This is a genomic window from Desulfovulcanus ferrireducens, from assembly GCF_018704065.1.
Lineage (GTDB): Bacteria > Desulfobacterota > Desulfovibrionia > Desulfovibrionales > Desulfonatronovibrionaceae > Desulfovulcanus > Desulfovulcanus ferrireducens.
Genome location: NZ_JAGUQP010000043.1, coordinates 1 through 12,277 on the forward strand (window position 1 = coordinate 1; position 12,277 = coordinate 12,277).

The window sequence follows — 12,277 nt, forward strand, 5'->3', positions numbered from 1 at the left end:
CAATCTAGATCACTTAAATTTGCTTGATAACTCTATCTTATCTGCTCTTTTGGTTAAATTTAAACCGGACACTAGTGAAAAGAAAAATTTGAAAAAACAGGCAAAATCATAGATGATAAGCATGTTGAAAAAATATTTAAGATTACAAAAGGATTTCCTTATTATACCCAGCAAATTGCTTATGAGCTCTGGAATTTGTGTGACAATAAGGTGTCTGATAGATTGCTAGAAAATACTGTAAAAATTATTTTAGAAAGAGAAAATGATATGTTTTTTGTTGAATGGGATTTACTTACTCAAAATCAAAAAAGAGCGTTAAAATTAATTGTTGATGCCAATGGTACAAAGATCTATTCAAAAGAAAATATGTTAAAGTTTAATTTCGATGCCTCAAGTTTAAAAAGAGCAGTGGAAGGATTGTTACAAAAGGATATGATCGACCATTCAAATGGAAAATTTTACTTACAAGATCCACTTTTTGAATATTGGCTAAAAAAAACAAATTGAGAAGGCCAGTGGTTATTTTAACCGCAGACGCACGCAGACCTTTTTGTTCGGCAGACTTTGCCGAACAAAAGACTGACGGCCCAAAGGTCCGTTATTAAACTTAACTTAACAAGCATCATTTTACGGACCTACTAGTAAACCGTATCTAATACGATAAAAGCCGAAACCTAAATTTTCCCTTTACGGCCTAAAAGGCCGGGACAAGTAGTGCGACCGGCAAGTCGCCGGTTGCTCTTGTCTGCGTCCGTCTGCGTGGGTCTGCGGTTAAAAAGCTTCTATAAATAGCAAGTGTAGCTATCGGATGCACCTCAAATAACCAAGTTAGGAAAGAATAAAGCCTAGCTTAATTTTGTATATGATTCTGTCTCAACTTAAAGAACAAATTAATTTTTCGTCATGGCGAGACCTCTTAGGTATTTCATACCGGGAAATGTTTGGCATATAACTCATAGGTGCCATAATAGAGATTTTTTGTTGAGATATGCTTTTTTTCGAAGATATTGGGTTAAGTGGTTGTTTGAGGGTGCTAATCGTTATGAAGTGGCAGTGTTAAATTTTATGGTTACATCAAATCACATTCATTTGCTGCTACTTGCACCGGAAAGTATGGATGGTATTCCTCATTTAATGCAACTTGTGGCAGGAAGAACTGGTCAAGAGTATAATAAGCGCAAACATAGAAAAGGAGCGTTTTGGGAGAAGCGCTATCATGCAACAGCAGTACAGAGGGATGAACATTTAGTGAGATGTTTGCTGTATATGGATCTGAATATGTGCAGGGCAAAAGTAGTAAATCATCCGGGAGAGTGGAAAGATTGTGGTTATCATGAGATTGTGAAACCAAAGCAAAGGTATAAGATAATATCTCGAAAAGACTTGGCGGAGCTGTTAAATATAGGCGAGGAGATACTAAGCGATCAGTATAAACTGTGGATAGATGAAGCATTACGCAAGGGAAGTTTGGTGCGTGATGATATCTGGACAACGCAACCTGCAGTTGGTAATGAAGCATATGTTAATGAAATAAAGAGTAAATTAGGGTATTTTGTTAAAGGATTGAGTGCAAAAGAGACCAGGGAATGTGTGTTAAAAGAGGAACCAGCAGAATATGGGAAGGAGTGCTTTAAAGAAGATAATACGCTTGAGTGGGATATATTTCCAGAACTTTGAAGGCAACGAGCTCTAAGGTAATTAGAGTTAGTTTTTGCCCTATTTTTGTAATAGATAGTAAGTCTGTGATTTATCAAAAAATTAGGGTAAATTGTTTGTTATATTAAGTGGTTAGGTTAATTTTTGTTCGATTTAGAGAGAAAAAAATGTATCTAACGGGTGAAAATAGGCATTTTTTGAGGCAAAAAGTAAATTATTTCAGTCAGTTAGAGGGGTCAGACCCCAATCCGAGACAGACCCCAATCCGAGACCCCAATCCGACAAAGACCCCAATCCGACAATCCGCATTATTGTGCGTTTATGAAGGGGGGATGGCGTCCTGAAGCAAATGATAAAGTTATATAAAAGCTATCAATGCTCTATTGTGGCAATTGAAGAAGTGTCTCAAGATCAAACGTAAATACGGTATTATAGATGGCAGGGAGATAGAAGATGGGGTGTACCTGGTCTCCAGAATGGTTGAAAAGCCAGAACCATTTCAGTTAGATGGGTCAGACTCCAATGCTTTGCCAAAAGATAGTGGGTATATATCTATATAAAAAAATCACAGGCAAAAATGTTATTTGAAGAGAAAGTATAATGAAAATATTAGCCAGTATAGTAAAAAACGGACATGCAAATGAAAAATAATTCAACCTCAAACATTCAACATTCAACATTAAATATAGTCTGGCATAATGGCTATGTTAAGCGTGCTGATAGAAATCGTTTGAACAAGCATAAAAGCGGCCTGATCTGGTTTACTGGCCTTTCAGCCTCTGGCAAATCAACCATTGCCCACTTGGTGGAAAAGAAACTCCATGAGCAAGGAATAAGAACTTATGTGCTTGATGGCGATAATGTTCGCCATGGTCTTAATGTTGATCTTGGGTTTAGCCGTGAGGATAGAAAAGAAAACCTACGGCGTATTGTTGAAGTGTGCAAGCTCATGGTTGATGCAGGTCTTGTTGTTTTGACAGCCTTTATTTCTCCTTATAATGAAGACAGAGCCTATGTGAGAAGTAAGTTAAATGATGATTACATTGAAATATATGTCAAATGTTCTGTTGAGGAGTGTGAGCGCCGCGATCCCAAGGGACTGTATAAAAAAGCCAGGGCCGGAATTATAAAGAACTATACTGGTATTTCTGCGCCGTATGAAGTGCCAGATAACCCGGATTTGGTTATAGATACCGAGCATTGTGATCCTGAAAAGGCCGCGGTGCTGGTTCTAGAGTTTCTTAAAAGTAGAGATTTTTTGAGATTTAGGAATTAGGGGGGACCAGAGCCTAACACCTAATCCTTAATTTAGGAGTTGGGATGGGAGCCGAGGCATGAGGTCTTACTTGATTATTGACTTCAAAAAGTCTAATAACTTTGTCCGTTAAAAAAAGAAAAAATGCAACAGAAAAATCAAGGTAAAGGTGAGGTAATTTATACCCTAGATGTTCTCTACCAACTGCTAACGGTGGCCCTGGTTGGGGGCATATTTTTCAGGCTGTAAAAGACATTTACTTATTGAAATTACAAAATTAGTTTTTTTGCATACGCATCTTTATAAACGCATTGCTTTTATACTTGTTTTCCTGTCAACCTATAAATCTATTAGTCTCTTAACCTTTTGTCCCAATAAATGAGTAAAAAAATCACTCTTATCATTCCTGTTTACAACGAAGCGGATAATATTAATGCTTTTTACGAATCTACCTGTGCCGTGATTGAAGGGTTGGATAATTATACATGGGAGTTTTTGTTTGTTAATGACGGAAGTGAGGATAATAGCTGGCAGATAATTAAGCAATTAGCTGAGAGAGATTCAAGGGTTAAGGGAATATGTCTATCCAGAAACTTTGGGAAAGAAGTTGCCTTAACTGCCGGAGCTGAGTCAGTTAATGATGCGGATGCAGTTATCTTTATTGATGCTGATTTGCAGCATCCACCCCTCCTAATTCGTGATTTGGTGGCAAAGTGGGAGCAAGGGTTTCTTATCGTGGCTACGCAACGAAAAACTATTCAATATTCTGCCATACGTAGGCTTGGTGCCAAACTTTTCTATTATTTGTTAAATCGCTTTTCTAATATCAACATTGAACCTAATTCTACAGATTTCAGGTTATTAGACAGAAAAGTCCTGGATGTACTCAATACCTTTGAGGAACGGACCAGATTTTTCCGGGGCCTGATTGATTGGATGGGATTCAAGAAAACCTATGTTGTATTTTCGGCTCCGAATCGAAATAGTGGTCATTCTAATTTTAACTTTCGGAAGCTGTTTGATCTTGCAATTAATTCCTTTACAAGTTTTTCTCTTTTTCCACTTCGTATTGCAGGTTACCTGGGAGTTGCGATAATTTTGTTTACGATATTACTTTTAACTTACATGCTTATTTCCCATTTTTTCCTAGGGCAAGTATATACAATTCTTGCTTATTTTGTGGTATTGAATACATTTTTATTTGGTATAGTGCTTGCAGCAATAGGCCTAATTGCTCTTTATATAGGTCACATCCATACAGAAGTTGTCCGGCGTCCTCTTTATATTGTTCAAGAGCGTATAGGTCTGTAATATGAATCTTATATGCTATTTTCTAATATCCTGCCTTTGCGTTATATTATTCTAGAGTTTAAGTTCTATTGCTCAGAGTAAATATCTATACAAAGAATATATATCTAAGAGTATTTTATATACTGAATGGAAAAGTGAGATTTGGTATAGAATGAAAATTTTAATTTTTAATTGGCGTGATATTAAAAAACCCGGGGCTGGTGGGGCAGAAGTTTACACTCATGAGGTAGCAAAAAGATTAGTGCATAGAGGCCATTCAGTAACACTTTTTACTTCAATGTTTAAGAATGGTTTAAAAATGGAATATATTGATGGTGTTAAAATTATTAGAGCAGGAAGTAAATTTTCGGTATATTGGAAGGGAAAAGAATATTACAAAAAGTTTCTGGCTAAACAAAGGTTTGATGTAGTTATAGACGAAATTAATACAAGACCTTTTTTTGCGGTTGATTTCGTAAATAAAGGGGAAAAAACAGTTGCTTTAATTCATCAATTAGCAAGAGAGTTTTGGTTTTATGAAACGCCATCGCCTATAAATTTGATAGGTTACCATTTTTTAGAGAAAATTTGGTTAAAAAAATATAAGAATGTGCCAACTATTACAGTTTCCAATTCAACAAAGGAAGATTTAAAAAAATGGGGTTTTGAAAATATTTTCGTTGTACACAATGGTCTTAACGTACAGCCTCTGGATAAAATTCCCAAAAAAAGTGATAAACCTGTGGTGATCTTTGTTGGTCGTATGAAAAAAGCAAAGAAACCACAGGATGTGATTGAGGCATTTAAAATTGTAAGAAAAAAAATAAAAGAAGCTGAACTATGGATGGTCGGCGATGGATATATGAGAGCCAAATTAGAGGACAAAAATGTTCAAGGAGTGAAGTTTTGGGGATATGTAGACAAAAATACAAAAGACGAGTTAGTAAAAAAAGCATGGGTTATTGCAGTGCCTGGAGTTCGGGAAGGATGGGGACAGGTAGTTACAGATGCCAATGCATTGGGAACACCTGCTGTTGGATATGATATTCCTGGTTTAAGGGACTCTATAAAAAATGGATATAATGGCATATTGGTTAAACCTCATCTCCAGTTTTTTGCTGATGCTTTAATAAATGTTCTGGAAAATGTGTCTTTTAGAAAACAATTAAGCCAAAACGCTATTAAATGGGCAAAGCAGTTTAGCTGGGACAGGAGTGCAGATGAATTTGAGAGGCTGATTAAAATTACGATCTAGAAATACAATGAGCTTAAAGTGTTATAGTCTAACAAGAAGGAGAAGAATAGATAATGCCTTTAGTTTTTGTCTTAAATGGATATTTTAGGAGCGGAAGTACTCTTTTGTATAAAATTATAAAACTAAGCAATAAAGAAAAAGCTGTATTCTATGAGCCCTTACATAATGATCTTTTTTTTTACTTAGGTAATCATAAAATAGGTTTAGTTGATAGGGTACATAGTACATGCTTATGGGATGAATATTTATTACATGGAGAAAACTTCATTGACAAATTAAGAGAAGAGCATCCATGTATAAATCAAATCTTTCCCCTTAATTCAAAACAAGTTATAGATTATATTGATATCTTTCATGGTCTCCGAGCTCAAGTAGTCTTACAACCTAATAGAATGCATTTTGTATTGGAAAAAGTAGCAAACTATTACAGTATTCCTTGTGTTCATATAATTCGCAACCCACTAGACACATATCTAGACATAATTAATACTTACAGAAAAAAAAGAAGTAAAGCAATTGTTTTTATAGCTGATATTTTAAGAAAATTCAATTTACTTCCTTTAAAAAAAGCATTTGCTATGGATAAAGGATTAGAATTCATATTCAAGTATTTTGGCAAACCTTCTAAATGGGAAGATATCATTTTTAAAATGAGACATTGGAACGATACTTTTGGAATTTTTTTAGTGAATTGGACTATATGTAATTATATTGCAATAAAACAACTGGAAAAATGTAAGGGAAATTTAGTCATATATGAGCAGTTAGTAAACGATCCTTTGGGATCGTTTAGTTATCTAGAAAAAATTAGTGGTTTAAAATTTAAAAAAAATTTTGCTAATATGATTAGTAAGAAGTTTGTAGGTCAGTATAATCAATTTTTGATAAAAAAAATGGAAAAAAAAATTAAGGAATTTCAAATTGAACCTGAATGGAATTATGTGATAGAGTCTTCAGGTTATCGATTTTAGCATGGCAAAAATAATTTCTGTAACTCAATCGTGTGTACCTGGCGGAGTTTATAGGACAGCCTTGATTCATACTGCTTTTTTGAGAAAAAAGAAGCATAATTCCCTTTATTATTCTATTATTGGTCAACCTAATAAATATTGGAGCCTTTTTGATGAGTATGGTATTAGGCCTTTATATACATCTTGTTTTAGGTCAGAAAGCTGTACGCGGATAATGGGCGATATTGTCTTTAGCAAACACTTCGTAGAAGACGTGAAATCAAGTGATTTAATAATAGCACATAACAATCCAGGAGCTAGAGTTGCTTTAGAATTTAAAAAGAAATATAATATTCCATTTGTCTTTTACCTACATGATTCGTTGGTGTACCCTATATTTGGAAGCATTTATAATATATTGTTTAATTTTAAAAAATTAGCAAGGCGATATGAAGATAAATTTTTGCAATATTCAGATTTGGTGATAGTTAATAGTCAAATAACTTTAAAGAAAATTTTTCATAATCACTATCTAACTACTAATACCATCAACGATAAAATTAAGATCTTATATCCAACCTTAAACATACCTCTAGAAAAAAAAGAAATTGTTCAAGATAAGCAAGAATATCTACTTATTGTCGGCAGAATAGACCATGAAGCCTTTTATTATTTATATAATATAATTAAGCGCTTAAATTTTCCATTAATTATTGCTGGTTATGGTCATCCTCACAACAACAATTTTAAAAAAATTTTAAGGCTATACAAAAATTTAACAAATCACCAGAAAGTAAAATTTATTTTTTCGCCATCTGACGATGAATTGTTAAGTTTATACAAAAACGCATGTCTATTCGTGTATCCCGGCCATGAAAATTTTAACATGAGTGCGCTTGAGGCTATGTCTGCTGGATGTCCTATATTAGTAGCGGACACATCTGGAATTTTAGATATAGTGAGTAATGATTTAAGAGATAAAATAGCTTTACCCAAGAATGATATTCATTTATGGGTAGAAAGGATTAATAGAATTATTCAAAGTAAGGAATATATAGATTTAGGTAATGAGTGTTGGAAAGCAACGGCGAATTATAATTTAAATACACACTTAAAATGTTTTGAAGATCTTATAAACAAATTTATTTAAAGGAATAGCTGGTAAAATGAAAAAAAAGACTTTAAATGAATATAATGAAGATTATTATAGACATCAAGAAGCACAGTGGGTTTCCAAATTCCATATGATAAAGTATATTCAATTTTTAATAAAGCAAAAAAATATTAAGTGGCTAGATATAGGTTGTTCCAAAGGATATTTAGTTCAGGAACTTTTAGATAATAAAATTCAGTCTTATGGAATTGATATTTCGAGTTTAGCTTTTAAAGACATGAACTTTAATCTTCGTTCTAGAGTAACTGCAGGCTCTATCTCTTACATTCCATATAAAAACGAAGCATTCGATGTGATTTCGGTTTTTGATATAGTAGAGCATATCCATCCTAAAGAAACAGATGTGGCTTTTAAAGAGTTAAATAGGATTTTAAAAAAAGGTGGATATTTGATTCTAACTACACCAAATAGTGCACATATTGGGAATTGGATTTATGACTTGACACACATTAATGTAAGACCACTAGCTTATTGGGAGAAAGTCTTCAAACAAAATGGATTCGGATTAAAAAAAGAGTATGTGCCATCATTTTTAAAGTATCTTATTGCACATAAACACAAAGTTTGTGTCCCGATTTCAAATAAAATATGCTTCATTCTCGAAGAACCGTTACGATATATATTCGGTAAATTTTTTTCACGGCGTGGCAGATTATATTTTTTTGCAAAAAAAGTTCGTTAAAATGAATGACAGCAAGGCTAAGGTATTTTTTCTAGTTATTTTATTACTTTTTTCTCTTTTATTTTGGTGGAAGTTTGTATTTTCACCTTACATTCTGATCCATGGCGATTTTCGTTTTGCCTTTACCGTAAATGAGCACATATTTCACCATTTAAAAAATGCTTATCAGCTTCCTAAGGTTCCGTTTTTATTGCCTCTTTATTGCTTGAGTAAAATATGCGGCGATCTTCTTGCCGAAAAGTTATTTACTGTTCTAATACTTTATTTAAGTTTATTATGGGTATACTTTGCTCACAAGTATTTTCTCTCGAAAATTTTATTTAACGCTCAAAATTTACTTTTATCATTCTATTCTTTTTATGGTGCTATTATTTTTCTTTTTAATCCCTGGACAATAAATAAAGCACACCATCATTATTGGCTCGTTTTAGGGTTGGCTGCTTCATACCTCATGATAGCCAAATTAGATGAGGAATTGCATAGTACATTTTCTTTTAGGAGACTTATTTTTATGGGCATATTATTTTGTGCAATAGCATCCTCAATACAACCTTTAATAATTTACTTTACATTTTTATTCTTAATATATTTAGGATTAAAGTCAATTTGTTACGGAAAAAAATTTTTAATAAAAATTTTCACAAAAAAAAATATCTTAGTTTTTATTTTAATTGTTTTGTTAAATGCATTTTGGGTTGCACCATTTTCAATAATTATTCTTTTAGGTAGTGAAAGCCCAAGTTATCCTATTATACCGCAAAATGTCCACTTTCTTTCTCGAAGAGGGAGTATTCTCAACGTTTTCCAGCTTACTAATTCATATCCTTGGGCTGAAAAAAACTCAAGCATTTTGACTAATTATAGTCTAAATTTTATGAAATCCCTTGAGTTGTGGGAAGTAATACCATTATTTCTCATTGCTTTTATATTTTTATTTGTACTATTTTATGATGAAAAATATAAAAAAAAATTCTATTTCCTTTTTTTCAATTTAATATTCCTATCTTCAATTCTAATTTCTTGTGGAACAAAGGCACCATTTTTTGGGAAAATATACGAGTTGGCATTTTTAAATCTACCTTTGGGATGGGTTATACGAGATCCTTATAAGAATACAGGCCTCGTGGTTATTGCTTTAAGTATCCTTTATTTGCATGGAATGCATTTACTTTGTCAAAAAATAAAACTTGCTTCCAATATCTCTATATCGATTGTCTTAATTTGCTTTATGGTATTGCCTTTTTTCTGGGGGTGGCCAATTTTAACAGGAGATTTAAATGGTCATCTAAAATTTATAAAATATCCAAACGATCTTTCAAATATTATATCCTACTTACATCGATCATTGGATAATAATGGAGAAAAGATACTTTGGCTTACTAAAGAAAAATCTAAGTATTATTATCACAATTTGCCGGAGCTCTCATCTGCTAGTCTAAATGTAGTTCATTTAAGTAACGATGTTAGAAAATATATCTCATTTTTGATAGATACTAATAATATTAGCAATTTTGAAACTATTATAAATATATTAGGGGTTAACTATATTATTTTGCGGAAGGATTTTGATTCTTCTCATAAAAAGTTAAATTCATCATCATGGGATGATGGAAGGAAAGCCGAAAGATTATTGTCTAAAATTTTTGTACCTATTTATAAATCCCACGATTTTATCATTTTTAAAAACCAAGCTTATGTACAAGTTTTTGATGTCAATGGATTTAACCTATTATCTTTTAACCTTTCTCATTTTTTAATAGATTTAATCCATAAGGCTAGTGAAACTCAGGTAAAAATAATGAATTGTAAAAAAATTGATTCAAAATATTGGGAGTTACAAATCAAATCAAAGAAATCATTCCTTCTTAGTTTTACTGAGCCATACGACAATTTTTGGCAGGCACAAATTTATAAAGATGGAAAAGTAATTGATCAAGTGAACGCAATCCCTGTATTAGGAATAATTAATGGTTTTTATATTAAGCCAAATGGAAATTTGACTGTTCAAATTAAATATATGCCAGAAATATGGCGCACTTATTTTAAAGCTGGACTATTTATAACCACTTTATCATTTTTTATTGTATGTTGCATGTACAAGAAATACAAAAGCTTTTAAATTTCTTTTTATGATTTTTTGTTCTTACACAAACCAATTTTTTACAATGTATAATATTACATTTTAGATCTCGACGGTTGCTGTTGAATTTACCGATTCTTCTCTATTCATATCTTGAAATAAGCATCAGTTGATTATGATGATATAACTAAAGGTACGACTATTCACTCATCTGGTTAGTTTAAAATCTTAGCGATAGATTGATAAAAAAGTATACAGCCTAACAGTTAACTTTGTATTGAGAGCAAATAGAGTCTGACTGTTGTAATGTAACATGTTAGAAATTATTATTTTGATATTTAGTAATACATGTTGTTTAATTATCAGGCGTTGACTTTTTGTATAAAATGATTGATGAGCTTCCTTTTCCGATCCTGATTGTCCAGCCTGATTGAGGCACTAGTATTTTCAATAGCCATCTTCTGGAAGAACAGAGGGAGCATTTCATCAAGTTTAGGCCCCTAAACCAAGACCTTATTTTAATGTTAGGAGCGTTCGAGTGCATCCGCTAATTGTTTTGACTTTTGACGAGTTTGAGTTGTGGCCTTGAATTTGTTTGTAATTTTTTCGGTTCTTCGACGTCTGATGTGGAAATATTAGTTTTTGATGTTCTTTGAAATAGTGGTTATCTCTCGGTCTCAATCAGCCTTTAAAAGGAGGAGATAACCATGAGTTCATCAGCCAATGAACTGTTAACCTTGGGGCTAGGTCTGACAGCACCGTGGAAGATTATTGACCAGCACCTGGATACCAGTGTTAATCCTCACAGGCTTGATATTAGAATCGGCGCTGAAAGAGGTTCATTATATCCCTGTCCTGAGTGCGGCGCTTTGTGCAAGGCTCATGACTTTAAAGAGTTTACATGACGTCACCTCAACTTTTTTCAGCACCATTGCTACCTGACAGCCAATGTTCCTCGTATCAAATGCCCCAAGCATGGAATCAAGAGAACCAAGGTCCCCTGGGCTCGTAAAGGTAGTCAATTCACGCTTCTTTTTGAGCAGGTTGCCCTGGCTTTGGTCAGAGAAATGCCGGTCTCCGCAGCAGCTCGTATAATAGAGGTAACCGACAAGCGATTATGGCGTGTGGTCAACCATTATGTCTCCAAGGCCTTGTCCAAACTGGATTTTTCTTCGGTCACGGCTGTAGGTCTCGATGAGACATCTTCAAAAAAGGGACACAACTATGTGACCGTTTTTATTGACCTTGACCGAAAAGATAGGCCGGTCATTTTCGCTACCCCAGGCAAGGGCAAAGACTGCTTGAAACGATTCAGCAACCATCTGAGAGAACACGGAGGAAAAGCCTCAAATATTGCCGAGGTAGTTTGCGACATGTCCCGTTCATTTCTGAGTGGCATTCAGGAGAACTTTGCCAATGCAGCTACAACAGTGGACCAGGGCAAACGCACCAAAAAAGTTATTGTTTAATTTTTAGGAAAGAATATGATAGTTTTGTGAAATTTTAGGCTTTTTTTCGGGCAAAAAATAGGTTAAGACCTCCAAAATTTTTGAGGAGGTCTATCATGTGCAATAAGATATTAAAAATTTTATCTATTGTTCCCGTGTAATGCTTCTCCTGGAATTGGAATTTTGCCGTCGTCAAATTAGTTAGTTAAAGTTGATTACTACCAGCCATTAAAAATCTTTTTGTTGGAGACATGTCGATGAAGCCTCTGCGTCATCTCTACTTGCAGATTCAGCAAGTCAGGTATTACCTTTTTGCCTTTCTGGCCGCCCTGGCAGCCTCCAACTTCCTGTCACGTTCTTTGAAAATCTGTTCCTCTCGGCCCTTAAGTTTTGCCTCAGGGCTAATATACCCGATAGCGCTGTGAAGACGTACTGTATTGTAATGCTTAACGTACCCCGCTATCACTTCCCTGGCGTCTTTCAAAGA

The 12,277-nt window shown here is 33.8% G+C and carries 11 protein-coding genes and 1 pseudogene; 11 read left to right on the top strand and 1 reads right to left on the bottom strand.

Features of this window, described 5'->3' with window-relative positions; genetic code table 11:
• Window positions 1-210 precede the first annotated feature (210 nt).
• From KFV02_RS10995 to KFV02_RS11045, 11 genes and pseudogenes are all read left to right on the top strand, one after another.
• Window positions 211-507: an ATP-binding protein gene (locus tag KFV02_RS10995; protein ID WP_252381605.1), complete on the top strand. Its 297-nt coding sequence runs from the start codon at window positions 211-213 to the stop codon at window positions 505-507.
• A 396-nt stretch (window positions 508-903) separates the two neighbouring features.
• Window positions 904-1,677 carry a transposase gene (locus tag KFV02_RS11000; RefSeq protein ID WP_289510155.1) on the top strand — a complete coding sequence of 258 codons (774 nt, stop codon included), beginning with the start codon at window positions 904-906 and terminating at the stop codon, window positions 1,675-1,677.
• A gap of 371 nt (window positions 1,678-2,048) precedes the next feature.
• Entirely contained in the window at window positions 2,049-2,216 is a 168-nt protein-coding gene (locus KFV02_RS11005; RefSeq protein ID WP_252381607.1) for a hypothetical protein, read from the top strand.
• Between the two features lie 80 nt (window positions 2,217-2,296).
• A complete protein-coding gene (cysC, locus tag KFV02_RS11010) occupies window positions 2,297-2,932 on the top strand; it encodes an adenylyl-sulfate kinase (protein WP_252381608.1) in 636 nt (211 codons plus the stop codon).
• A gap of 357 nt (window positions 2,933-3,289) precedes the next feature.
• Window positions 3,290-4,222 (top strand): glycosyltransferase family 2 protein, encoded by a 933-nt coding sequence (locus KFV02_RS11015; RefSeq protein WP_252381609.1) that lies wholly within the window; start codon window positions 3,290-3,292, stop codon window positions 4,220-4,222.
• A gap of 151 nt (window positions 4,223-4,373) precedes the next feature.
• A complete protein-coding gene (locus KFV02_RS11020; protein WP_252381610.1) occupies window positions 4,374-5,456 on the top strand; it encodes a glycosyltransferase family 4 protein in 1,083 nt (360 codons plus the stop codon).
• A 53-nt stretch (window positions 5,457-5,509) separates the two neighbouring features.
• Window positions 5,510-6,427, top strand: a complete 918-nt coding sequence (locus tag KFV02_RS11025) for a hypothetical protein (protein ID WP_252381611.1) — start codon at window positions 5,510-5,512, stop codon at window positions 6,425-6,427.
• A 1-nt stretch (window position 6,428) separates the two neighbouring features.
• Window positions 6,429-7,556, top strand: a complete 1,128-nt coding sequence (locus KFV02_RS11030) for a glycosyltransferase family 4 protein (RefSeq protein ID WP_252381612.1) — start codon at window positions 6,429-6,431, stop codon at window positions 7,554-7,556.
• Between the two features lie 16 nt (window positions 7,557-7,572).
• Window positions 7,573-8,262 carry a class I SAM-dependent methyltransferase gene (locus tag KFV02_RS11035; protein ID WP_252381613.1) on the top strand — a complete coding sequence of 230 codons (690 nt, stop codon included), beginning with the start codon at window positions 7,573-7,575 and terminating at the stop codon, window positions 8,260-8,262.
• Window position 8,263: 1 nt separating this feature from the next.
• Window positions 8,264-10,381: a hypothetical protein gene (locus KFV02_RS11040; RefSeq protein WP_252381614.1), complete on the top strand. Its 2,118-nt coding sequence runs from the start codon at window positions 8,264-8,266 to the stop codon at window positions 10,379-10,381.
• Window positions 10,382-11,049: 668 nt separating this feature from the next.
• Window positions 11,050-11,778 (top strand): annotated as a pseudogene (locus KFV02_RS11045) (helix-turn-helix domain-containing protein); the annotation flags it as partial.
• A gap of 316 nt (window positions 11,779-12,094) precedes the next feature.
• On the opposite strand, the gene KFV02_RS11050 reads toward KFV02_RS11045, so the two are convergent.
• Window positions 12,095-12,277: transposase (locus KFV02_RS11050; protein ID WP_252381615.1), on the bottom strand; the 183-nt coding region annotated here is incomplete at its 5' end.

Coding starts and splice junctions, on each gene's coding strand:
- KFV02_RS11000 (WP_289510155.1), top strand. CDS start 904: ATGGCGAGACCTCTTAGGTATTTCATACCGGGAAATGTTTGGCATATA.
- cysC (WP_252381608.1), top strand. CDS start 2,297: ATGAAAAATAATTCAACCTCAAACATTCAACATTCAACATTAAATATA.
- KFV02_RS11015 (WP_252381609.1), top strand. CDS start 3,290: ATGAGTAAAAAAATCACTCTTATCATTCCTGTTTACAACGAAGCGGAT.
- KFV02_RS11020 (WP_252381610.1), top strand. CDS start 4,374: ATGAAAATTTTAATTTTTAATTGGCGTGATATTAAAAAACCCGGGGCT.
- KFV02_RS11025 (WP_252381611.1), top strand. CDS start 5,510: ATGCCTTTAGTTTTTGTCTTAAATGGATATTTTAGGAGCGGAAGTACT.
- KFV02_RS11030 (WP_252381612.1), top strand. CDS start 6,429: ATGGCAAAAATAATTTCTGTAACTCAATCGTGTGTACCTGGCGGAGTT.
- KFV02_RS11035 (WP_252381613.1), top strand. CDS start 7,573: ATGAAAAAAAAGACTTTAAATGAATATAATGAAGATTATTATAGACAT.
- KFV02_RS11040 (WP_252381614.1), top strand. CDS start 8,264: ATGAATGACAGCAAGGCTAAGGTATTTTTTCTAGTTATTTTATTACTT.